The organism is Bifidobacterium pluvialisilvae, assembly GCF_019331695.1.
GTDB lineage: Bacteria > Actinomycetota > Actinomycetes > Actinomycetales > Bifidobacteriaceae > Galliscardovia > Galliscardovia pluvialisilvae.
The window spans coordinates 100,821-123,741 of record NZ_JAHBBI010000001.1 but is presented as its reverse complement, the minus strand read 5'-3'; the positions used below and the strand labels follow the sequence as shown (position 1 = coordinate 123,741).

At 64.3% G+C, this 22,921-nt stretch carries 16 protein-coding genes and 1 tRNA gene; 12 read left to right on the top strand and 5 right to left on the bottom strand.

The genetic code is table 11. The features are described from left to right. Positions 1–77 precede the first annotated feature (77 nt). The 4 genes from KIH77_RS00470 to KIH77_RS00455 all read left to right on the top strand — a co-directional run bounded on the left by KIH77_RS00470 (position 78) and on the right by KIH77_RS00455 (position 5,104). Positions 78–1,466 carry a solute carrier family 23 protein gene (locus KIH77_RS00470; protein WP_219099098.1) on the top strand — a complete coding sequence of 463 codons (1,389 nt, stop codon included), beginning with the start codon at positions 78–80 and terminating at the stop codon, positions 1,464–1,466. 165 nt (positions 1,467–1,631) lie between these two features. Beyond that, complete coding sequence (locus KIH77_RS00465; protein ID WP_219099096.1) at positions 1,632–2,759, top strand: LuxE/PaaK family acyltransferase; 1,128 nt, start codon at positions 1,632–1,634, stop codon at positions 2,757–2,759. Then, a complete protein-coding gene (locus tag KIH77_RS00460; RefSeq protein ID WP_219099094.1) occupies positions 2,756–4,276 on the top strand; it encodes an acyl-CoA reductase in 1,521 nt (506 codons plus the stop codon). Before KIH77_RS00465 ends, KIH77_RS00460 begins: the two co-directional genes overlap by 4 nt. 24 nt (positions 4,277–4,300) lie before the next feature. Beyond that, positions 4,301–5,104, top strand: a complete 804-nt coding sequence (locus tag KIH77_RS00455; RefSeq protein WP_219099092.1) for an SDR family oxidoreductase — start codon at positions 4,301–4,303, stop codon at positions 5,102–5,104. Between the two features lie 366 nt (positions 5,105–5,470). On the opposite strand, the gene KIH77_RS00450 is transcribed toward KIH77_RS00455, so the two are convergent. Continuing rightward, a complete protein-coding gene (locus KIH77_RS00450) occupies positions 5,471–6,841 on the bottom strand; it encodes a dipeptidase (protein WP_219099089.1) in 1,371 nt (456 codons plus the stop codon). A gap of 90 nt (positions 6,842–6,931) precedes the next feature. Here KIH77_RS00450 and KIH77_RS00445 point away from each other — a divergent pair, with 90 nt between their 5' ends. The 6 genes from KIH77_RS00445 to KIH77_RS00420 all read left to right on the top strand — a co-directional run bounded on the left by KIH77_RS00445 (position 6,932) and on the right by KIH77_RS00420 (position 12,802). Beyond that, positions 6,932–7,549: a DUF3043 domain-containing protein gene (locus tag KIH77_RS00445; RefSeq protein WP_219099087.1), complete on the top strand. Its 618-nt coding sequence runs from the start codon at positions 6,932–6,934 to the stop codon at positions 7,547–7,549. 155 nt (positions 7,550–7,704) lie between these two features. Further along, a complete protein-coding gene (locus KIH77_RS00440) occupies positions 7,705–9,180 on the top strand; it encodes an FAD-dependent oxidoreductase (RefSeq protein ID WP_219099085.1) in 1,476 nt (491 codons plus the stop codon). Positions 9,181–9,290: 110 nt separating this feature from the next. After that, a complete protein-coding gene (locus KIH77_RS00435) occupies positions 9,291–10,010 on the top strand; it encodes a DUF4191 domain-containing protein (RefSeq protein WP_219099083.1) in 720 nt (239 codons plus the stop codon). Between the two features lie 368 nt (positions 10,011–10,378). Then, entirely contained in the window at positions 10,379–11,827 is a 1,449-nt protein-coding gene (glnA, locus tag KIH77_RS00430; protein ID WP_308283088.1) for a type I glutamate--ammonia ligase, read from the top strand. A gap of 170 nt (positions 11,828–11,997) precedes the next feature. Further along, a complete protein-coding gene (locus KIH77_RS00425) occupies positions 11,998–12,507 on the top strand; it encodes a hypothetical protein (RefSeq protein ID WP_219099081.1) in 510 nt (169 codons plus the stop codon). A gap of 219 nt (positions 12,508–12,726) precedes the next feature. Further along, positions 12,727–12,802: transfer RNA gene (locus KIH77_RS00420), tRNA-Asn, on the top strand. A 141-nt stretch (positions 12,803–12,943) separates the two neighbouring features. Here the strand turns inward: KIH77_RS00420 and KIH77_RS00415 are convergent. Further along, positions 12,944–14,386, bottom strand: coding sequence for an amino acid permease (locus KIH77_RS00415; RefSeq protein WP_219099079.1), 1,443 nt, complete (start codon positions 14,384–14,386; stop codon positions 12,944–12,946). Between the two features lie 336 nt (positions 14,387–14,722). On the opposite strand from KIH77_RS00415, the gene KIH77_RS00410 reads away from it, so the two are divergent. Next, positions 14,723–15,724, top strand: coding sequence for a LacI family DNA-binding transcriptional regulator (locus KIH77_RS00410; RefSeq protein ID WP_219099077.1), 1,002 nt, complete (start codon positions 14,723–14,725; stop codon positions 15,722–15,724). An 87-nt stretch (positions 15,725–15,811) separates the two neighbouring features. Here KIH77_RS00410 and KIH77_RS00405 read toward each other — a convergent pair whose 3' ends face one another. Further along, entirely contained in the window at positions 15,812–19,402 is a 3,591-nt protein-coding gene (locus KIH77_RS00405; protein WP_219099075.1) for an Ig-like domain-containing protein, read from the bottom strand. A gap of 205 nt (positions 19,403–19,607) precedes the next feature. Here KIH77_RS00405 and KIH77_RS00400 point away from each other — a divergent pair, with 205 nt between their 5' ends. Next, positions 19,608–21,182, top strand: coding sequence for an MFS transporter (locus KIH77_RS00400; RefSeq protein ID WP_219099073.1), 1,575 nt, complete (start codon positions 19,608–19,610; stop codon positions 21,180–21,182). A 427-nt stretch (positions 21,183–21,609) separates the two neighbouring features. On the opposite strand, the gene KIH77_RS00395 is transcribed toward KIH77_RS00400, so the two are convergent. Beyond that, the gene (locus KIH77_RS00395; RefSeq protein ID WP_219099071.1) at positions 21,610–21,870 is read right to left on the bottom strand and encodes a hypothetical protein; all 261 of its coding nucleotides are present in this window, start codon (positions 21,868–21,870) and stop codon (positions 21,610–21,612) included. A gap of 196 nt (positions 21,871–22,066) precedes the next feature. Next, positions 22,067–22,888 carry an alpha/beta hydrolase gene (locus KIH77_RS00390; RefSeq protein ID WP_219099069.1) on the bottom strand — a complete coding sequence of 274 codons (822 nt, stop codon included), beginning with the start codon at positions 22,886–22,888 and terminating at the stop codon, positions 22,067–22,069. Positions 22,889–22,921: the final 33 nt, after the last annotated feature.

The window sequence follows — 22,921 nt, the reverse complement described above, 5'->3', positions numbered from 1 at the left end:
CGACATATGTGTGGCGCAAGCCATGACGCAAGCGATGCATGACGCGCGCAGGCCCGAAACCGAGAGGAAGAGACCGTATGACTCAGCAATCACTGAGCCCCGAAACCGCCGCAAAACTCACCCCGAAGAACATGCTGCTGGGATTCCAGCACGTGCTCGTCTCCAACGTCTGGCTCGACCCGGTGTTCGTGGCCGCCGCCATCGGACTGCCGCTGGCGCTGTCGTCGAACATGGTCAACGCCATCTTCATCATCTCCGGCCTGGTCACGCTCGTGCAGGCCACGCGACTCGTGCGTCTGCCGATCGTGCAGGGGCCGTCGGCCGCGTTCGACGCGCTGATGATCGCCGCCGGCACCGCGGGCTCGCTGGCCGCGGCCGGCACGTCGATCTTCATCGCCTCGCTGATCTTCCTGGTGCTGTGCCTCACGCGCGTCATCGAGAACCTGCGGTTCCTGTTCGCGCCCATCGTCTCCGGCGTCATCATCTTCCTGGTGGGCGTCTCGCTCTCCGGCTTCACGCTCAGCGAGTTCCTCGGCGGCGCCCCCGGCGACAAGGGCTTCGCCGACCCGAAGGTGCTGGCCGTCTCCATCCTCACCACCGTGCTCGTGGTGGTGCTCTCGCAGTTCGGCAAGGGACTGTGGCGTTCGCTTTCGTACCTGATCGCACTCGTGGCCGGCACCGCGCTGGCCGTCGTCTTCGGCCTGTCCGACTTCTCCGGCGTGGCGTCCAAGCCGTGGATCGGCCTGCCCACGTTCATGCCGTACGGCGGCTTCACGTTCGACGCCGCAATCTTCGTGCCGTTCTTCATCGCGTACATGGTGGCCGTCATGGAGGCGCTGGGCGTCTACCAGGCCGCCACGGAGATCCAGGGCACGAAGCTGGAGAACAGGCAGGTGCGGTACGGTCTTGCCGGCGAGGCGGCCGGTTCGGCGCTGTCGTCGCTGATCGGCGGCTTCACCACCACCGCGTACCCGCAGAACGTGGCGCTGCTCAAGGTGACGGACGAGGGCAAGACCCGCACCCGCGTGCCGGTGATCTTCGCCGGCGTCGTCTTCGTGGTGCTGGGCTTCATCCCCAAGGCCGGCGCCGTGCTGTCGCTCATCCCCTCGCCGGTCATCGGCGGCATCTTCCTGCCGGCAGCGGCCAGCCTCATCTCCACCGGCTTCAACACGCTGCGCAAGGTGGAGTCCACCGAACGCAACCAGGTGGTCATCGGCCTGTCGCTGCTGCTGGGCATCGCCCTGCCGAGCGCGCTGAGCGGTCTTGAGGGCGGCGCGCACGTGTTCTTCTCGAACAGCATCCTCGTCGGCGCGTTCGCCGTCGTCATCCTGAAGCTGCTGCTCATCGACCTGCCGGATTTCATCGCCCGGAAGACCGGCAAAGCTGACATCAAAACCGACGCCAAGGCCACGCCAACACCCGAAACGGCCGGCAACGGCGACGCTTCCTCATCCGAAACCAAATAGTCCCACCATTGAGAACATTTAGAATCGGTATCAGACGATAGCCGATATCCGTGCCATGCGTGCCATGGACCAACGAAAGCAGGGTACGAACGCATGTCGTTCGTACCCTGTTCCATATGCCCGGCCCCGGCAGGCCCCGGTCGTCCCCCAAGGAAAGGACCCATCATGCCCATACAGCCAGTCGCCTCCCCCACCCGCGAAACCGTCAAACAGGCGGTACTGGACTTCATCAACCGTTACGGCTGCGACGAGGCGCCCGACGACGCGTTCGACAAGCTCGCCCGGCAGGTCTTCGCCTTCCAGTTCGCGAACAACGCGCCATATCGTGCCTACTGCACGTCGAAACGCGTGACCCCGCCGACGCTTTCCCACTGGTCGGCCATCCCGCCGATGCCGGTGGACGGCTTCAAGATGCTCACGCTTACGTCCACGCCGGAGGCCGACTGCGAGGCCGTGTTCACGACGAGCGGCACTACGCACCCCGGCCAGAAGGGCCGGAACTTCCATCCCGACCTTGAGGTCTGGGACGCGTCGATGATTGGCCCGTTCCGTCATTTCATCCTGCCGGACCGCGAGCGCATCCGCATCTGCGTGATCTCGCCGGCGTGGGATATGAACGAGCATTCGTCGCTGTCGCGCTACCTGACGCGTGCGCTGGAACAGTGCGGTGCTGAGGGCAGCGACTATTTCTTCCATGAGCATGGTCTGGAGTTCGACCGCATCGAACGGTTCCTGGAGCAGGCGGTGGCGGACGCCGAGCCGGTGATGCTCATGGGCGCGTCGTCGGCGTACTGGTATCTGCTGGAGCATCTGCGCGAGTCGGGCCGTACGTTCGTGTTGCCGGCCGATTCGCGCCTGTTCGACACGGGCGGGTTCAAGAGCACGAAGACGGGCATCACCGTGGATGACATGTACGCGATGTTCGCGGACGTGTTCGGCGTGGACCGCGCGCATTGCGTGAACATGTATGGCATGACGGAGTTGAGTTCGCAGATCTACGACCAGAATCTGCGGTCGGTGTATGCGGATGGTTCGGTCAATACGTTGAAGGCGACGCCGGCGTGGGTGCGTTCGGTCATGCTGGACCCACAGACGCTGACGCCCGTCGAGGATGGCGAGACCGGCGTGATTGCGCATTACGACCTGGCGAACTGGAATTCGTGTCTGGCGATCCTCACCGAGGATCTGGGCGTGCGTTCGGCGGACGGGTATCGTCTGCTGGGTCGTGCGAAGGGCGCGGAGGCGCGCGGCTGCTCCATCACGGTGGACGAGGTCATGGCGGCGAACGCATGAGCGGCGGCAATTTCGTCGATGACGGCAACATCGTCGACGTGTTCCATGCGCCGGCCGGGTTTACATTCTCTGCGTTTGACACGCGCGAGATTGCAACGCCCGATGGCGTGGTGACGCTGCGGTATCCGCGTCTTGATGCCGATGTGATTCATGAGTTATGCGATTGCATACGGAAGAATCGTAATGATTATCTTGCCGCCATGCCTGTGAACGACATCATCGACGTGGTGGCGCAGGCCGTGGAGTTGTGGACGGATCCCGATTATCCGCCACGTCGCATGGCCGAACGGCTGGTGCCGGCGATCACCGGCTACGACGCGGATATGACGCGCATCGAACTGAAACGCTATATGCGCATGTTCCGCCGTCGGGAGCTGCTGCGGTTCGTCGACGATGAATTGCCGTGCCCGCAGATGCTGGACGAATACCGTCCGAACCGGTCCGGCGGCTATACGCGGCTGTATGGGCCGGACCTTTCGTTCCATGTGTTCTCCAGCAATGTGCCGGGGATTCCGGTGTGGAGCATGACGATGGGCCTGCTGGTCAAAAGCGGCATCATCGGCAAGTCGTCGTTCGACGAGCCGCTGATGCCGGTCCTGTTCGCACAATCGATTCGTAAGATAGACCCGCGGCTGGCGGACGCGATTGCCGTGGTGCCGTGGAAGGGCGGCACGGAGCCGTTGGAGGACGCCGCCATCGCGGAGGCGAACGCGGTCATCGTCTATGGCTCCTCGCATACGACGGAACTGCTGCGGCCCAAGGTGGCGGAAGGCAAGCCGTTCCTCAGCTATGGGGCGCGCATCGGCTTCACGCTGGTCGGCCGGGAGTCGTTGCGCGTGGACCGCTACGAATCCACGGTGCATCGCATGGCGGTGGATGTGGCCACATACGACCAGCAGAGCTGTCTGGCCGCGCAGACGGTGTTCGTGGAACGCGACGGCATGCTGGCGCCGCATGAAGTGGCCGAGCTGCTGGCGCACGAATTGGAGTCCCAGCAGCGCAAGTACCCGCGGTCCACGCCCACGCAGGAGGAGTCGCTGGCGATCCAGCGTGTGCGTTCCTCCGTGGAGATGGCGGCGTTGTTCGCCGGAGGGGCCACCGCCGGCGTCGAGGACGCCGGTGCCACGCCGTTCGTCATCGCCTCACCGCATGGCACCGACTGGACGGTGCTGTACTACGCGGATGCGGCGGCATTGCCCACGCCGGCCTCGCCGCTGAACCGCACCATCACCGTGGTGGCGGTCGACGACCTGACGAATGCGCTGCCGGTGATGGCACCGTACCGGCAGTGGCTGCAGTCGTGCGGCGTGGCCGTGGACAGCACGCGGCTGTTCCCGCTGGCGCAGCGCGTGGGTGAACTCGGCATCGACCGCATCTGCCCGGTCGGCGAGATGAACCGCGCCAAATCGGGATGGCACCATGACGGCGGATTCAACCTGCTCGACCTCGTACGTGCCGTGGATGTGGAACGCGGCACCGACCGCTTCGCCGACTCCTTCGACGACGACTTCGAATAACCGATATTTTCCGGGAGCATCATCATGACAACAGCAGTCCCATCCCCCGCCGCCCCGTTCGCCGGCAAGGCGGCGATCGTCACCGGCGCGAGCCGCGGCATCGGCGCGGCCATCGCGCGCCGGTTCGCCGAACTCGGCGCGGCCGTGGTCATCGACTATCTGAGCAATGACGAACGGGCCCTCGCCACGGCCACCGCCATCGAACAGGAGACCGATGCCGAAGGCCGCGTGGCCGTGTTCAGGGCCGACGTGCGCGACGAGGAACAGACGCGGGCGCTGGCCGCGTTCACGGAGGAGACGTTCGGCGGCATCGACATCCTCGTCAACAACGCGCTGAGCCATTACTCGTTCGACCCGCGCCGGCGTCGCACGTTCGACGGCATCACGTGGGACGACTACCGCGAGCAGATCGACGGATGCCTGCGCGGCGCCTACAACACGTGCGCCGCATGTCTGCCGCGTATGCGCCGTCAGGCAGGCGGTGCGATCGTCAACGTGTCCAGCAATCTCGTGGACGCGCCGATCGTGCCCTACCACGACTACACGGCGGCGAAGGGCTCGCTCGTAGGGTTCACCCGCTCGCTCGCACAGGAGCTGGGCAAGTGGGGCATCCGCGTGAACGCCGTGGCGGCGGGACTCACCGCGGGCACGGATTCGAGCCGCGCCACCACGGAGGACGTGCGCGAACGCATCGTGGCGATGACGCCGCTGGGACGTCTCGCCACCGCCGACGACATCGCCGGCGCCGTGGTGATGCTGGCCGGCGACGACGCCGCCTTCATCACCGGCCAGACCCTCCGCGCCGACGGCGGTCTGGTCATGCGGTAGCAACCGTCATCCTGAGCGGGAATGTGGATTCCACCATCCTGAGCGCAGCCGCACCATCTTCTGTCATCCTGAGCGCAGCCGCACCATCTTCTGTCATCCTGAGCGCAGCCGCACCACTATTTGTCATCCTGAGCGCAGCCGCTTGCGGCGGAGTCGAAGGATCCTGGACCATACGGGGAACAAGATCCTTCGACTACGGGCTCCGCCCTCCGCTCAGGATGACAAGAAGAAGGCGGACGCGCTCACGATGACAAGAAGAAGGCGGACGCGCTCACGATGACAAGAAGAGAAGGCGGCTACGCCGACGGCTCCCCTCAGCGAGGGGAGCCAATGGGGAAGAAGCGCCCTCCCGAGGGAGTCGGCCCGCTACTTGGCGAGCTTGGCGAGGATGAGCGCCTCGGCGAGGATGTTCTTCCTCAGGCTCGCCAGGTCGATGGACTCGTTGGGGCTGTGGGCGTTGGCCTTCGGGTCCTCGGGGCCGGTGACGAGCACCTGCGCGCCGGGGAAGATGCGCTGCAGTTCGGGGATGAACGGGATGGAGCCGCCCTCGCCCTTGTTGGCCGGCTCGGTCTCGAACGCCTCGGCGAGCGCCTCCTCGGCGTCCTTCACGGCGGTGCTGTCCGGGTCCATGGCCCAGCCCTGGCCGTTCTCCAACGGTTCGACGCTCACTTCGGCGCCGAACGGCGCGTGCGAGACGAGGAAGTCGGCGAGCGCCCGCTGTGCTTCGGCGGGCTTCTGGTTGGGCGAGGTGCGCATGGAGAGGCGGAACCGCGCGGCGTCGGCGATCACGTTGAAGGAGCCGTCGACCGGGTGGGCGTCGAAGCCGATGACGGTGACGCTGGGCTTGGTCCACAGGCGGGAGGCGAGCGAATCGGTGCCGGCGAGCCGGTAGCCGTCCACCACGGCCGCGTCGGCGCGGAGGGAAGCTTCGTCGAGGTCGCGCTGCAGGCCGCCGATCGGCTCCTCGGAGGCGACGCCGGGCACCACGAGATTGCCGTCCGCGTCGTACATGGAGGCGATGAGCATGGAGGCGAGCGTGTTGGCGTCGAGGATGGGGCCACCGAACTGGCCGGAGTGCACGGGGTGGCCGAGTACGCGCACGGTCACGTCCACGCAGGTGTTGCCGCGCAGCGACGTGGTGAGCGAGGGGATCTCGGCCGACCAGTTGCCGGAGTCGGCCACGATGATCACGTCGGATTCGAATTCGTCCTTGTGGGCTTCGATGAACGGGATGAAGCTGGGCGAGCCCATCTCCTCCTCGCCTTCGATGAACACCTTGATGTTCACGCCGAGGTCGTCGCCGAGCGCGTGCAGCGCGCCGGAGTGGATGGCGATGCCGCCGCCGTCGTCGGCGGATCCGCGGCCGTAGAGGCGGCCGTCGTCCTTGGCGGTGGCGGTGAACGGGTCGGTGTCCCATTCGGTCGGATCGGGCACGGGCTGCACGTCGTGGTGGGCGTAGAGCAGCACGGTGGGGGCGTTCGGGTCGACGATGCGGGAGCCGACGACCTCCCATGCGCCGGGAGTGCCGTCCGGGTTGGCGGACTGCACCACGCGGGCGTCGACGCCCTCCTTGGCCAGCAGGTCGGCCACGAACTCGGCGGACCGCTTCATGTGTTCTCCGGTGATGCCCTTCGCCGAGACCGATCCGAGCGCGATCTTCTCGCTCAATGCGTCGACGACCCGCTGCCAGTCCTTATCGATGCGTGCACGCAGTTCGTCGGTGGTGATGTCCGCCATGCCGTCCTCCTTTATATATGCGGTGTGTGTGCGGTGTGTCCCACGGGTTTCGCGCCGTGGAGAGTCTAGGCGTCACCGTAACCTGTTCGCATGACATGGAACCCCTTCAAACGTTCAGAAGACAAGGAAAAGTCTGAGGAAACCCCGGCCGAGAGCGAGCCGAAGTCGAACAACGGCAAGAAGAACCGTCCCACCCCGAAGATGAAGGACGCGCAGGCCGCGAAGATCCGTCCGCTGGTGCCGAAGGACCGCAAGGCCAGCAACAAGGCCGCGAAGGCGAAGCTTCGTGAGAAGCAGGATGCCGAATACGCCGCCATGAAGAGCGGCGACCTGCATCATATGCCGAAGACCGAGCAGATCGACTACCGCATCTACATCCGCGACTATGTGGATGCCCGCTGGAATCTGGCGGAGTTCATGATGCCGTTCATCATCATCATGCTGGTCGCCTCGATGTTCATCACGTCGTCGAACCCGCAGCTGACGAGGCCGCTGATGATCGTGATGTACGCGTATTTCTTCGCCGCCATCGTCGACGTGGCCATCATGTGGCATGGCCTGAAGAAGAAGCTCATCGCCAAGTTCGGCGAGAAGTCCGTGGCCAAGGGCACGCGTTCGGCCAGCTACGCATGGTCGCGCGCCATGCAGATGCGTCGTTGGCGTCTTCCCCGTCCGCGCAATCCGAAGCGTGGCGTGTGGCCGGAGTGATGCGCGTCATGATGTCGTGACGCTGCACGCGAAACCATCGTCGTTTGCCGTTTGCGTCGATGCCCGCCGAATTAGGCTGGGTATCGACGTTTTTCATTGGCCGCTGTTTGATTCGCATTGTTGTGATTCGTGATATGACATAAGGAGATTCCATCATGACCGACACCGTTGTTGAGACCGATTCCGTGGATTACGACGTCGTCATCGTGGGCGCGGGCCCGGGCGGGTATTCCGCCGCCCTGCGCGCCAGGGAGCTGGGGCTGCACGTCGCACTCGTCGAACGGGACGAACGGCCGGGCGGCACCTGTCTGAATCGCGGCTGCATTCCCACGAAGGCCCTGATCACGGCCGCGCGCAGCGTCGAACAGGGACGCCATGCCTCGCGGTACGGCATCGACATGTCGGTCAACGGCATCGACTTCGGGGCATTGCGCGACTACCGCCGGAAGACGGTGCGCACCGTCGTCGAGGGATTGTCCGGCCTGTTGCGGTTCCGTGGCGTCGACATGGTCCATGGCGAGGCGAACGCCGTCGAACGCGTCGGCGACGCCGCATACGCCGTGACCATCACCTCGCAGGATGACGCCCCCCACATCGTCACGGCCCGCCACGTCATCGTGGCGACCGGCTCCCGTCCGCGACCGTTGCCGGGCATCCCCTTCTCGCAAAGCGTCATCGATTCCGACGCCGCACTCGAACTCGACGAATTCCCCGACGACGTCATCATCGTCGGTTCGGGCGCCGTCGCCTTGGAATTCGCCAGCCTGTGGAACGCGGCCGGCAGCCGTGTGACCCTGCTGGCCCGCCGGAACGGCGTGCTGTCGAACTGGGACCGCCGGACCAGCGCCACGATGACGCGCGAACTCAAACGCCGCGGCATCGACGTCGTCACCCATGCCGGGGTGACCGGCATGGATACGGGCGTGAACCTCGGTGCCGCCGTGCATTACCGGGTGACGAGCGGGAAGACCACCGAGGACAGGACCACAGCCGCGCAGATCGTGCTCGTGGCGATCGGCCGCGACCCCAACACGGACGCCCCCTGGTTCGACGGGCTCGGCATCGCCCGCGACGATGCGGGGTACGTGAGCGTCGACGGGCTCGGACGCACGAACCTCGCCAACGTCTGGGCGGTGGGCGACATCACCGGCGGCTACCAGCTCGCCCACCGCGCCTTCGAACAGGGCATCGTCGCGGCCGAGGCCATCGCCGGGCTCGACCCGTCCCCGGTGCGCGAGGAGACGATCCCCCGCGTCGTGTTCTCCTCCCCCGAGGCCGCCGCCGTCGGCCTGACCAAGACCCAGGCGCAGGCGGACGACCGCTATGAGGACGTGACCGAGACCATCTATCCGATGACCGGCAACGCGCGTACGCTCATGACCGGCGAGAACGGCTCGGTCACGGTGATCGGCGCCGTGCCCGCCGGCAAGGCCGGAACGGCGCGCGTCGTCGTGGGCGTGCACATGGTCGGCCCGGAGGTCAACGAACTGGCCGGCGAGGCCGAGCAGCTCGTCGGCAACGCGGTGCCGCTGAGCGACGCCGCCCGCCTCATCCATCCGCATCCCACGTTCGGCGAGGCATTGGGCGAGGCGCTGCTCAAGGCCGACGGACGGCCGCTGCACATGCGCTAGGCCGTGCCGCGGGACGGTGTCATTTGGCAGGAAACCAAGTACACTGGTCTTTCAGCACAAGTCTCAACCCCGACGAACGCTATATAGAAACGCTGTATATAAAGGACATCATGGCAGAGAAGAACGAAAAGAAGCCGAAGAAGCAAGGCACCATCAGCCAGATCATCCAGATCTACAAGTTCACCGCCCGGGACGACAAGCAGCTGCCGTGGCTCATCGCCGGCGCCGTCGCGCTCCCGATCATCGTGGCCGTGGTCGTGGCCCTGCTCTGGTTCTCGTGGATCACCGACATCTTCACCATCATCCTCGGCGTCATGGTCGGTCTGCTGCTGGGCACCACGGTGCTCACCCGCCGCGCCGACAAGGTCGGCTACCGTCAGATGGAGGGCAAGCCCGGCGCCACCGGCGCGATCCTGAGCAACATCACCAAGGCCGGCTTCTCCTTCCCGCAGGAGCCGATCTGGGTGGACGCCAAGACCAAGGACGCCATCTGGCGCGGCACCGGTCGCACCGGCGTGTACCTCGTGGCCGAGGGCGAGTACGGCCGCGTGATGAAGGCCATGGACAAGGAGGAGCTGAAGATCAGGCGCATCACCCGCGGCTCCGAGATCCCGATCATCAAGATCTCCGTCGGCGAGGGCGAGAAGCAGGTGCCGATCAGCAAGCTGCAGAAGACCGTGCTCAAGCAGAAGGTCAAGCTCACCAAGTACGAGGTCGACGAGCTCAACTCCCGTCTCAAGACCCTGCAGGCCAAGAACACCATGGGCATCCCGAAGGGCATGGACCCCACCAAGGTGCACGTCAGCCGCCGCGCCATGCGAGGCAAGTAGACGACACGGCAGGCCACCGCAATCTCGAATTGCGGAACCGCACGCCAAAACAATGTCGGCAATGCACGAAATGTGACATTGCCGACATTTTTCATATCAGCCGCCCATAGGGTCTTCCAATGACGGCCATCGGCAAGTAATATGGCGGCCACGTTCCACGCAATCGCCGTTGTCACCCCGGTTGTCCCCCATATCGGCGGCAGCACGGCGAATGTTTCAAACGGTTGTCAAGGTCATATCAAATACTGACACACGTTTTTCCCCGTTTTTTCGTTTCGCGAAACATTCTCGTAACCCAACGGCACCCTGTGGGAAATATCGGAGAGTACATTCTTCATACGTAAGTTCTCACGAATAAAGGAGCGATTGTGGCAGAGAATAAGATTTTCGCCCACACGCCTGAAGAAGTCGAAGCGCTGATCAACAAGGAAGGCATCGAGTATGTCTCCGTCCGCTTCACCGACCTCATCGGCGTCCAGCAGCATTTCACCGTGCCTGCCAGCGAGTTCACCGACAACGCCTTCACCGACGGCATGCCGTTCGATGGCTCTTCGGTGCAGGGCTTCCAGGCCATCAACGAGTCCGATATGAAGCTGGTTCCCGATGTGACCACCGCTTACGTCGACCCGTTCCGCAAGCACAAGACCCTCAACGTGGCCTTCTCCATCGTCGACCCGCTGACCGACGAGCCGTACTCGCGCGATCCGCGTCAGGTCGCCGCCAAGGCCGAAGCCTACCTGAAGTCCACCGGCATCGCCGACACCGCCTCCTTCGCTCCTGAGGCCGAGTTCTTCATCTTCGACAAGGTGCGCTTCGAGAACACCATGCAGCGCTCCTTCTACGAGGTGGACTCCATCGAGGCTCCGTGGAACTCCGGCGTCGACACCGAAGAGGACGGCACCCCGAACATCGGCTTCAAGAACCGTGTGAAGCGCGGCTACTTCCCGGTCCCGCCGATCGACCACTACCAGGACCTGCGCGACGACATGGTCGCCAACCTGCAGAAGGTCGGCCTGCAGCTCGAGCGCTCTCACCACGAGGTCGGCGGCGCCGGCCAGCAGGAAATCAACTACCGCTTCAACACCCTGCAGCACGCGGGTGACGACCTGATGAAGTACAAGTACGTCGTTCACGAGACCGCCTTCCTCAACGGCAAGTCCGTGACCTTCATGCCGAAGCCGATCGCCGGCGACAACGGCACCGGCATGCACTGCCACCAGTCCCTGTGGAGGGACGGCAAGCCGCTCTTCTACGACGAGAAGGGCTACGGCGGGCTCTCCGACATCGCTCGCTGGTACATCGGCGGCCTGATCAAGCACTCCTCCTCCGTGCTTGCCTTCACCAACCCGTCGCTCAACTCGTACCACCGTCTGGTTCCGGGCTTCGAGGCTCCTGTCAACCTCGTGTACTCCGCCCGTAACCGCTCCGCCGCCATCCGTATTCCGCTGGCCGGCACCTCCCCCGCCTCCAAGCGCATCGAGTTCCGCGCTCCGGATCCGTCCTGCAACCCGTTCCTCGCCTTCTCCGCCCAGCTCATGGCCGGTCTCGATGGTATCCTCAACCACATCGAGCCCCCGGAGCCGGTCGACAAGGACCTCTACGAGCTGCCGCCGGAAGAGCACGCCGGCATCAAGCAGGTGCCGAGCTCCCTGGCCGAGGCCATGGACGCCCTGGAAGAGGATCACGACTTCCTCAACGCCGGCGACGTCTTCACCGAGGACCTCATCGAGACGTGGATCGACCTCAAGCGCGGCGAAATCGACCAGGCCCGCCTGGCCCCGACCCCGCTCGAGTACGAGCTCTACTACCACATCTGATCGGTCGTCCCGGTAATCATCGGAATCATGGTGATTACGTTTATAGGGGCAGCCAATAGGTAGCCAATGGGCCGGTTCATTCGCATTGTCGAATGAACCGGCCCATTTGTTTTGCCGCCTTTTCCGCCGCCGATATTCCGCCTTTACACCGTCATAACGAAAGTCCGCTCATGTTCCTTATCATCATGCTCGCGTTCATCGCGTTCTGCATTTTCATGGCCATCAGGACGACGAAACGAAAGAACGAGCAAAAGACCGCCGACGCACCAACGGGACAAGGCCCCGCCACCCGCACCATTCCCTACGAAGTCTTGATAAACAATCCGATCATCCCCTATGCCCCCGGCCGCAACATCATGGACATGCCGCCAGACACCGTCATCACCGCGCCCGAGGAATCCAGGTACGGCGGCTGGATCAAGCGGCACACCTGGTTCGCATTCGACAAGAACGGCATCATCGACACCTGCTGCGTCTGCCATAAACTCGTCCACAAGGACGACCGCTTCTACGTACGCTGCGTGGACTGCAAGAAGGTGGCGTGCAAGGACTGCCACGTCCTGTGCCCATACTGCTTCGTCGCACGCTGCGACGACTGCGTACGCCTCGGCGGCCTGCACGACAATGACGTCATCTGCCCCAACGTCTCCTGGCACGGCCCCATGCAGCGCGAGCTGTAGCCGGACGCCGATGCACGGTCCGAAAGACCCGGCATCGGCGATTTGTGGTGCTTTTCGGTCGTTTTCCACGCCGAAAACGACCGAAAAGCACCACAATTTCCGGATTTCGCACGTTTGTCGCACGTCTCGACAGCTGCGACACGCCGAGGATTTGCATCTCGACGCTTCGTATGTATTATTTATGTCTTGTGCACGGCACAAAGCTTGCACAGGAAATATTCCTGCGTAGCTCAGTTGGCAGAGCATCCGACTGTTAATCGGACGGTCGCTGGTTCAAGCCCAGCCGCAGGAGCCAAACAAAAACCGGAACCCACGGGTTCCGGTTTTTTCGTATCGGCGCACGGCCGAATACAACCAGACGGAATTCGGTCAATCCGCACGCAAGGGCCCGGCAGCCCCTCCCCTGACGAACGGATTGACCAAGTTCATTTTTTCGTCAGTTCCTACGACTGGCCACGAACGTCTTGACGCCGTAGACGGCATAGCACAACACGACGATGACCGCCATGTACACCAACGACGAACGCATGGACTCGTACACGCCCGACAACACAATCGTGCCCAGGCTGAGCGCCAGCGCGAGAATCGGCACGAACGGCCATGCCGGCGTATGGAACGACAGTTCGTCGACGCCCCTGCCCTCACGGCGCATCTCGAGACGGAACCGGATCTCGCATACGGCCAGCACCACCCAGACGATGACCACGGCGATTCCCGCGCACGAGACCAGCGCCAGATAGATCACCGAGGCGGCAGTGACCGACGAAAGCAGCGCCATGAGGCCGCCCGCCATGGCCGTGCACAGGGCGATCAGCGGCACACCGCGTTTCGTGGTACGGGCGAACACGCGCGGGATCATACGCTCGTTCGACAGCGACCACAGCATGCGCGTGGATGCGTACAGTCCCGAGTTCGCGGCCGACAGGATGGCGGTGAGCACCACGAAGTTCATGAGGTCGCCGGCGAACGGCAGACCGATGGCGTCGAACACGAGCACGAACGGGCTCTTGTCCACGCCGGCGTCCTGCCATGGGATGAGCGCCGACATCACCACGATGGAGCCGATGAAGAAGATGGCCAGACGCCAGAACGTGGTATGGATGGCCTTGGGGATGTTCTCGCCCGGATCCTTGGTCTCGCCGGCGGTCACGCCCAGCAGCTCGGTGCCGGAGAACGCGAACACCACGGTCGACATGGTGGAGAACACGGGTGCGAAGCCGTTGGGGAACACGCCGTCCCTGACCAGATTGGTCAGGCCGGGCGCGTGCATGTACCCGGCGATGGGGATGATGCCGACGATGGCGAGCGCGCCGATGGCGATGAACGCGATGATGGCCACCACCTTGATGCCGGCGAACCAGAACTCCGCTTCGGCGAACGAGCGGACGGAGAGCGCGTTGAGCGTGAAGATGAGCACGATGAACAGGGCACTCCACGCCCATGCGGGCGAGCCGGGGAACCATTTCTGCATGATGAGGCCGGATGCGGTGAATTCGGAGCCGAGCGCGCCCATCCATGCGAGGAAGTAGATGATGGCGATGGTGAATCCGGTGGCGGGGCCGATGAACCGTTTGGCGTACACGTGGAACGAGCCGGTCTGCGGCATGGCGGTGGCGAGTTCGCCGAGGCAGAGCATGACCATGTACACGTTGAGCGCGCCGATGGCGTAGGCGAGGATGGTGCCGATGGGTCCCGCCTGGTGGATGGTGTAGCCGGAGCTCAGGAACAGTCCGGTGCCGATGACGCCGCCCAGCGAGATCATCATGAGGTGGCGGGTCTCCATCTTGCGTTGGAGGCCGGTGTGGCTGTTTCCGGCATGCGGTGCCGCGGTGCCGCCTTTGACGGCGTCGTCCGATGTGGTGGTTGTGGCCGAAGCCATGATGCCTTCCCTTCGTTCTTCGTTTCACCGGCCGTCGTCCCATCGCCAGCGTCATCGTCATCGTCGGTGTCGTTGTCATTGCCGCTGTCGGGGGATCCGTTGCGACCGGCCCAGTCCGTTTCACTGTATGTCCCGGAGGATGGTCATGGCAGTCGCAGACCCAAGAAAACATCCCGGTTCGCTATAGCAATAACCTATGGCCGGTTACGGGTCTCGCCCGGTCCGTCACGATTCGGCATCGATTGGCGACTTCCCGCCGATGGTCGGCGTCAGACGTCGCCCGATGCGTATGATGGATGCTGTCTTGCGATTTTCGATGCCAAGGAGGTTTTCGGCATGGTTACGCTCAAGGACGTCGCCAAGGAGGCCGGGGTCACCGCCACCACAGCCTCACGTGCGTTGCGCGGCATGGATATGGTCACTCCCAAAACCACGCATAGGGTCCTTGCAGCCGCCGAAAAACTCGGGTATCGCATGAACATCTCCGCGCAGTCGCTGCGCACCGGCAAAAGTGGCACCGTCACGTTCCTCACGGCCGGCATCGACGGCGCCTATTTCTCGAGTCTGGCCATGCGGTTCGCCGCCGAACTCAACAGGCAGGGCATGCATATGCTCATCGAATCGTCCAAGTATCTGCTGGACGATCAGGGCAACGAAAGGGACATGTCGTATCTGTTCTCCGACGGCATCATCGGCATCAACGCCAAACATGCGTCGAAGGCGCTGTCCTCGCACCCCTCGGTATTGCTTGAGGACTATACGCTCGACAGCCCGTACGATCAGGTGAACGCGCCGAGCCAGGCGGGTACGCGTGCGGCGATACGCCATCTGTATGAGAAGGGCTGTCGTCGCATCGGACTGGTCGGCCACGACATTCCGCCCGAGTCGAATCCGGGGGCCTCCCAGCAGGTGCGTATGCTGGCCGCCAGGCATGAATGCCAGCAGCTCGGTCTCGAATTCGACGACGAGCATTCGCTGATCAGCGTGCCATGGTCGCGCGACGGCGGCGTGGAGGCCGGCCATCGCTGGGCGGACGACCGGCTCGGATTCGACGGCCTGTTCTGCCCGAGCGACGGGCTGGCGCTGGGCGTGCTGCGCGGCCTGGCCGACCGTGGTGTGGCCGTGCCGCAGGACGTGGCGGTCATCGGGTTCGACGGCATCGAGGACGGCGAATACAGCGTGCCGACGTTGAGCACCATCGCCGTGGACTTCACCAGCATGGCGCAGGCGGCGGTGGCGCTGCTCACGCATCGCATCAACCATCCGGACGAGGAGCGCTATCCGCAGACGGTGACGGTCGGCTACCGTCTCATCGAACGCGAGTCGACGCGGCGGTAGCCGACGGCGACTCATCACGTCGAAGTCTCTCCCTCCGTCACGCGTTACGGCGTGCCACCTCCCTCGTCAGAGGGAGGCACGGCATGGCTACCTGAACCGAATCGTGTATGTGCGTTTGGTGACGCCGTTTTCGGCCGTGAGTTCCACGAGGGCCGTATCACCGCCGTCGACGGGCGGCACGACGGTGATGGCGGCGTTGTCGCCGGCCGGCTTCGGCTCGATGACCGGCTCGCCTTTACCATCAGCGCCGTCACCATCAGCGCCGTCACCGCCGCCGCGCACGACCGTATACCCCTCGACGTCCGGCGCGAAATTAGGGACGGAGACGTCGTCGACGGCAAGTCCCGCGAGCGCGCAGCCCTCGTTGACGACGGCCACCTGCGCGTCGCCGCGGATCTCGGTGATGGCCACGCACTCCCCCGGCCCGCTGACGAAGCCGATCCGCAGCCGTGAGGTCTTCACCATGTCGAACGTATACGTACGTTCCAGCCCACGGTCGATTTTCTCCGACTTGGTTGTGTCGCCGAAGGAGCCGTAGATCCATCCGGCACTGCCCTGCTGTTCGACCGGCTTGTCGTGCGTCTTCAATCCGCTTACCGGCACCCAGTCCCCGCCGTTCCACGCGCTGATCGTCACGGATTCGGGCAATGCCACGCCCTCGCCCTCCAGGCAGTAGTAGATGGTGAAGGCGTTGAGCATGAACGGCGTTTCGGTGCCGTAGCCGAACCGGTATTCCAGCCAGGCCGTGTCGTCGGGATCGCCGAACGTGGACCAGCGGTTCTTGAGGTTGTATCCGGCGCGGGCGGTGTATGACACGGTACCGTCCATGAGATTGGAGACGTCCTCCATCATCCTGGGGTCATGGTTGGTGTAGGAGGCTTCGACCGTGGGATACACGTCGTTGCGGAACGAGAACAGGTCGCGGTTCTTCGTGTACTCGTCGGTCACGCGCACGGTGGCTTCGGCCTTGGCGTCGATGCCGTCGACGTCGCCGAGGATGGTGAACGCGCCGGGCCGACGGCAGTCCTTGGGCGAGGCGTCGCGCCAGTTGACATCGCGTTCCTCGACGAGACCGTCGCTCCACCATACGCGTACGGTCGGCGCCGTTCCGGCCAGATCGGGGACGATGCCGGTCACCGTGGCCGTGGAGATCCGCTGCACGGCGATGACGTCGACGACGCTGACCGTCGCCGTGGCGATGACGCCCGCGGCGTCGAATCCGCTCGGGCCGGCGAGCGTTCCGGTGATGTCGCGCGTGCCAACGGTCTGCCACAGGTCGTCGTCGGCACACCACGTGACGGGCAGCGTGGGGTCGAGGCCGCGGTCGAAACGCACGGTCACAAGGTTCGGCAGGTCGGGCCGCTCCCCCACTTCGCAGCGCACGTGCACGGGTTCCACGGCGATGGGCCGCTTCTCGCGGTGGATCCTGCCCACGCTGACCGGCAGCGGCGCCGAGACGACGGTCGCGCCGGCGTATGCGGCGTGGACCGTCAGGTCGGTCGAACCGGTGAGCGTGCCGGCGACGGCCGTCGACGCATCGGCGTCGCCGCCGCCGTTGTCGACGACGGCAAGTATCGCCGGATCGGCGATGTCGATTCGTACGTCGAGGATGTCGGTGCCGATTGGTCGTCCCAGCACGTCACGGGCCTCGATGACCAGTGCGGCGGTCTGGTCCTCGACGAGTCCGCCGTCGCCGGCGAGGTGGACGGATACGGACTCGATGGGCGCCGGCCGCGTGATGACGTCGATGCCGATGGTCGCGCCGCGGCTGTGGTCCTCGGACGCGATCTCGACGAGGTATCTGCCGTTGGACGGGTCGACGGGAGGAATGACGACCGCGGCCGCGTTGTCGTGGGCGATCGGCTCGAACGTCGGGATTCCGGTGTCGTATGGCAGCGTGACCGTGTAACGGCGTTTCGCGGGGTCGAATCCGCCAATGGTCGTGCCGTTGAGTCGCAGATCATCAAGCATCGTGGTCGAGGCGGGGGTCTCGTCGGGGCCGAGCACGCGGATGACGGCCGTGGCCGACGGTCCGGCGTCACCGCCCTGTTCCGGCGTGAGGATATCGCCCCGAACCGTCACCCGGCCGGTGTCAGACCAATCGTGGCGGTCGGGCATCCGCCAGACGACGGGTTCGGAGCGTTTGCCGCCGTCGTCGTAGACGACCGTTGCGTTGTCGGGCAGGGACGGAACGACGCCCGCGGCGACGGCGGTGGTATGGGGCACGACGGCGAACGGACGACGCGGACGGACGTCGGCATCATCGCCGTTGCGGCTGCGGTTGTTCGTTACGGCCTTGGAGTTCTCACCGGCGGCCGTTCCGACGGCGATCCCCGTCTCGCCGCCGCGCAGTCCCACGGCGGTCGCCCGTACGATGATGGGCCTGCCGGACCCGTCGGAGGCGACGATGACGAGCGCCTTGCCCCGGTAGGCTTTGCGTACGGGCGATTGGAACGCCTCGGTGCTGGCCTGATAGCCGTTGTCGGTGCCGAGGATGACGCCGTTTTCGACGGTGAAGGTCAGCCGGTTGTCGGCGTCGGGGCAGACGACGTCGGCGTCGTCGACGATGTCGGCGGTGATGAAGCTCATGTCGCGGTCGTTGGCGCTGGTCTCGCCGGCGTGCAGTATGTCACGGTCGGGGCGCAGACGCACGGCGGCCGGCGATCCGGCGGTGCGCAGCACGTCGCGCGCCACTTCTCGGCCCGTGGCGTCGTAGGCCACGGCCTTGAGCTCGCCCGGCTCGAATGCCACGTCCCAGTGGAGGTAGATGGAGTCGCGCGGGTCGTCTTTTGCGAACCGGTATGCGAACGGCTTGTCGGGGTGGGCGGTGTCGATGTGGAAGCCGGTGGCGTGCGGCTCGAATTCGCGCACGCCGAGCGAACGGCCGTTGAGGAACAGCTCCACCTTGGCGGCGTTGGAGTACGCCCACACCTGCACGGGCTCCCCCTGACGCCAGTTCCAATGCGGCAGCAGATGCACCATGGGCGCGTCGTCGGGGTCGGTCCACAGGCTTCGGTAGAGCCACCATTCGTCCTTGGGGAATCCGGTGGAGTCGACGATGCCGTAGTAGGAGGTCTTCGGGGCGAGCACGGTGCCGTCGGACTCGGTCTGCGACTGGTCGTTCCAGTAGAAGTTGCCGATGTAGGGCGCGGGTTCGCCGATGTAGTCGAATCCGGTCCAGGTGAATTCGCCCATGTGGAAGTCGAGCTTCATGGAGCGCATGAAGTCCTTTGTGATCGGTGTGCCGCGGTTGGCGGTGATGTCGTAGGAGGTGATCTCGTACGTGTCGTCGTTCCACGGCTGCCGGCCGGGCTCGAACGGGAACTCCGTGCCGCGCACGCCGTCGGGCACGTCGGTGGGATACACGTAGTATCCGCGGCTGCCGAGGCTGCATCCGCTTTCGGAGTTGACGATAAGGTCGTTCGGATGCTTGGCGTGGATGGCGACGAGGTGGTCCTCGGAGGCGTAGGAGTAGCCGCGCACGTCCATGCGCTCGTGGATGTCGTTGCCGATGCCGTCGATGCCCTTGCTCAGATACGAGGAATCATTGATGCAGACCGGGCGTGACGGGTCGGCGGCATGGGCCACCGACACCAGCTTTTCAGCAAGCGGCAGCTCGCTCTCCTGCCAGGCGACCTCGTTGCCCAGACTCCACATGAACACGGACGGTTCATTCACTCGCATCCTGAATCCGGTCGATCGTCACATCGGCCGCGACACCCCGGAATATCGGTGCCGTTCGCGGCTGTTCTGACGACCGACCGGTGGTGTGTGGTCATTTCGGCGAATGAAAATTTTCATAAACTCCGTGCATGCCGACAAGGATGACGAAACGATCATAGATTGAGTGCAACCGTCTCGAAGAAGAGAAAGGACGACAACAATGTCGGGCAATAACACAATGAACTACGACCTGACGGGCAAGGTGCCGCTGCTCGCCAAGTTCGGCTTCTCCATGCTTCCTTTTGCATGGGTCACGCAGACCATGGTCATCACCTGGCAGATGTTCTACTTCACCACGTTCGTGAAGATGTCGGTGATGATGGTCACCCTGATGCTTACCGTCGGCAAGGTGGTCGGCGCCGTCGCCACACCGTTCTGGGGATACCTTTCCGACCGCCTCTACCGCACCGCCTTCGGCCGTAGGTTCGGACGCCGCCGCGCCGTGCTGCTGCTGTGCATCCCGCTGAACTTCGTCTTTTATATGGCCCTGTGGACCATGAGCATGCCGACATGGTTCTACTTCCTGGCCAACATCCTCTACTGGGGCGCATGGGCCGGCGTCACCACCGTGCAGTACGCGCTGCCGGCGGAGATGACCGAGAACACCACGCAGCGCGCCCAGATCGTCGGCATCAACCAGATCGCCGCCGGCATCGGCGGCACCGCCCTGTCCATGCTCAACATCTGGCTGTTCACGCTGTGGGGCAAGGACAACTGGACCTCCTACTTCTACATCGCGCTGCTCTGGGGCATCGTCGGCACCATCGCACTGTTCATCGGCTTCCTGACCGTGCAGGAGCGCCCGTACGACGCATCCACCGACGTGGCGTCCTCCGATTCCTCCACCGGCGAGGCCTCCGGCCTCAAGCGCTTCGCGGGCGTGTTCTGGAACTTCCTGTCCGCCATGCGCGTCAAGTCCTACCGCGTCTATCTGGGCATGTACATCTGCGAGCAGACCTTCCGCGCCATCCGCGGCACCATCAACACCTACTTCGTGATATTCGTGCTGCTGCTTGACCCGCAGACCGTCTCCCTCAGCACCGGCGTCAGCTTCATCTTCGGCATGGTATTCGTGGCCATGTGGATCTGGCTGACCGCCAAGCTCGACGGCATGCGCACCTTCCGCCTCGGCGGCTACGTCTGCATCCTCGCCTTCGCCTGCATGCTCGGCCTCGGCATCTTCCAGGCCAGCGTCCCCACCGGCGTGCGCGCCATCCTGTTCACCGTGTTCCTGATCTTCCTGAGCTTCGGCATCTCCGGCGTGGTGAACGCCACCCAGTTCGTGTTCACCTTGGTCCCGGACGTCGACGAGATCGTCACCTCCAAGCGTCGTGAAGGCCAGTACGCCGGCATCAACTCCACGCTGGACGTCATCTTCACCGCCCTTGAGACCCTGCTCATCGGCGCCGTGCTCAGCTGGACCGGCTTCGTCGAGGGCGCCACCACCCAGCCCGCCGCCACCGTCGACTGGATCATGATCCTCTACACCGTCGTCCCGGTCGTGCTCGTCATCCTCGGCAACATCGTCTCCCGTCTGCTCAAGATGACCAGCGCCAACCACAAGAAGGTGCTCGCCGAAGTCACCCGCCTGAGGAACGGCGGCGACATGAAGGACGTCGAGCCCGAGACCAGGAAGGTCATCGAGGAGCTCTCCGGCTTCAAGTACGAGCAGTGCTGGGGCCACAACAACGTGATCAACGCCACCCACAAGGAAAAGGAGGGTGCCGCTGCCTGATTCGTAATCTCCTGTTTTCGGTTTTCTTTCTCCCCCCTGCCGCAGGTCCCTTCCCCTGCGGCAGGGGTTTTCGCCGTTCGCGGCCGCCGGGGCGACGGCATCGACGCGCGGGGAGACCGTTGATGCCACGCTCATGGCAGGGAATCCGATTCCCGTTGTTTGTCATTGACTGCCACGATTCCGTGGCACGGAATCCGCAATACGCCCGTCCGACGATTCCCTGCCGTGCCGCACGACGCGTCCCGTCCTCATACCGTTGCAATTGCGACGATGCCCATAGCCGTCGTCATTCGAGATGTGGCAGGGAATCCGATCCTCGCCTTTTTCGATGCCGCCTGCCAGGATCCCGTGGCACGGAATCCGAAACCAACGGACCTGTACATCGACTGCCACGTGCATCATCCGTATTCCCGCATTGCCGGCAACGTCACTGCATGAGCGAGCTGTTGGAGACCTCCTGCTCGATGCGGTCGTACGCCTGGGAGAGCAGCATGTTGCCTGGCACGGTGGTGAGCATGAACGCCAGCGCCGCCACGATGACCGACACCAGCAGTCCGGAGATGACACGAATGGCGATCTTGAAGACCGCGTACGCCACGACGCCGCCGATCACGACGGTCAGCACCGTCTGCGCGGCGCCGGGCAGCTGCCCGTACCATACGACGAGATTGTTGACGACCGATTCCATATGCGCTCCTTGATGGGCTTCCGATAGATACCGATGCGATGATAGGCACCGTTCCTGTAGGGTGTCTGAACGGCATGAAAAATCCTCCCCGCACAGTGTACGGGGAGGATCGTCTTGGCTTGGAGGCATCGATCAGCAGGAAGGATTGGCAACGGACGTCAGCACGGCGATGCCACCAGGCCAAGTATTCCGGCGACTACTCCTGACGGGGCAGGGCGCGAATCCATTCGGCGGCGAGACCGGGCCAGCATTCGGCGAGAGGCTGGTTGTAGGCGTCCTCGCCGACGGTGGTGGTCTCGTCGTTGGCCAGGGCCAGTCCGTGCGGGCCGTAGGGGAAGATGTGCATCTCGAAATGCACGCCGGCGCGTCGCAGCGCGGAAGCGAACAGCAGGCTGTTCTCCACGGGCACGGACTGGTCCTCGAACGTGTGCCACAGGAACGTGGGCACGGTGTCGGCGGTCACGCGCCGCTCCAGGGAGAGCCGTTCGACGAGTTCGGGGTCGTCGGCGCCGACGAGGTTGTCGAACGAGCCGCGGTGGGCGAATTCCCCGGAGGTGATCACCGGATAGCCGAGAATCATGCCGTTGGGCTTGAACCGGTTGGCCGGCATGCCGGTCTTGTCGACGAGCCACGGTTCGTTCCACATGGTGCCGAGGCTGGCGCACAGGTGGCCGCCCGCGGAGAATCCGCACAGGACGATGCGGTCGGGGTCGATGTTGAACTCCTCGGCGTGGAAGCGCAGGTAGGCGACTGCGCTGACGAGTTCGAGCAGCGACTGAGGGAACCGCGCCGGGGCCACGCTGTAGTTGAGCACGCAGGCCTGGAAGCCCTCGGCCACCATGCGCAGGGCGATGGGCTCGGCCTCGCGTTCGGAGCAGAAGTGGTAGCCGCCGCCGGGCACCACGAGCACCACGGGCCGCTTGCGTTTGGGGTCGATGGTGTCCCAGTTTTCGAGGAAGAACGTGCTGAGCGTGGCGGAGGAGCCGGCCACGGACAATGAGACCTTTTCGTTGATCATGATTATCGCCTGATTCCATATGGTCGCGGACGG

What these genes read in the sequence shown, in the direction of transcription:
- KIH77_RS00450 (WP_219099089.1), bottom strand. Translation starts at nt 6,841, where the DNA reads ATGGCGGACATCACCACCGACGAACTGCGTGCACGCATCGATAAGGAC.
- KIH77_RS00460 (WP_219099094.1), top strand. Translation starts at nt 2,756, where the DNA reads ATGAGCGGCGGCAATTTCGTCGATGACGGCAACATCGTCGACGTGTTC.
- KIH77_RS00400 (WP_219099073.1), top strand. Translation starts at nt 19,608, where the DNA reads ATGTCGGGCAATAACACAATGAACTACGACCTGACGGGCAAGGTGCCG.
- KIH77_RS00445 (WP_219099087.1), top strand. Translation starts at nt 6,932, where the DNA reads ATGACATGGAACCCCTTCAAACGTTCAGAAGACAAGGAAAAGTCTGAG.
- KIH77_RS00440 (WP_219099085.1), top strand. Translation starts at nt 7,705, where the DNA reads ATGACCGACACCGTTGTTGAGACCGATTCCGTGGATTACGACGTCGTC.
- KIH77_RS00470 (WP_219099098.1), top strand. Translation starts at nt 78, where the DNA reads ATGACTCAGCAATCACTGAGCCCCGAAACCGCCGCAAAACTCACCCCG.
- KIH77_RS00415 (WP_219099079.1), bottom strand. Translation starts at nt 14,386, where the DNA reads ATGGCTTCGGCCACAACCACCACATCGGACGACGCCGTCAAAGGCGGC.
- KIH77_RS00390 (WP_219099069.1), bottom strand. Translation starts at nt 22,888, where the DNA reads ATGATCAACGAAAAGGTCTCATTGTCCGTGGCCGGCTCCTCCGCCACG.
- KIH77_RS00455 (WP_219099092.1), top strand. Translation starts at nt 4,301, where the DNA reads ATGACAACAGCAGTCCCATCCCCCGCCGCCCCGTTCGCCGGCAAGGCG.
- KIH77_RS00425 (WP_219099081.1), top strand. Translation starts at nt 11,998, where the DNA reads ATGTTCCTTATCATCATGCTCGCGTTCATCGCGTTCTGCATTTTCATG.
- KIH77_RS00395 (WP_219099071.1), bottom strand. Translation starts at nt 21,870, where the DNA reads ATGGAATCGGTCGTCAACAATCTCGTCGTATGGTACGGGCAGCTGCCC.
- KIH77_RS00410 (WP_219099077.1), top strand. Translation starts at nt 14,723, where the DNA reads ATGGTTACGCTCAAGGACGTCGCCAAGGAGGCCGGGGTCACCGCCACC.
- KIH77_RS00465 (WP_219099096.1), top strand. Translation starts at nt 1,632, where the DNA reads ATGCCCATACAGCCAGTCGCCTCCCCCACCCGCGAAACCGTCAAACAG.
- KIH77_RS00435 (WP_219099083.1), top strand. Translation starts at nt 9,291, where the DNA reads ATGGCAGAGAAGAACGAAAAGAAGCCGAAGAAGCAAGGCACCATCAGC.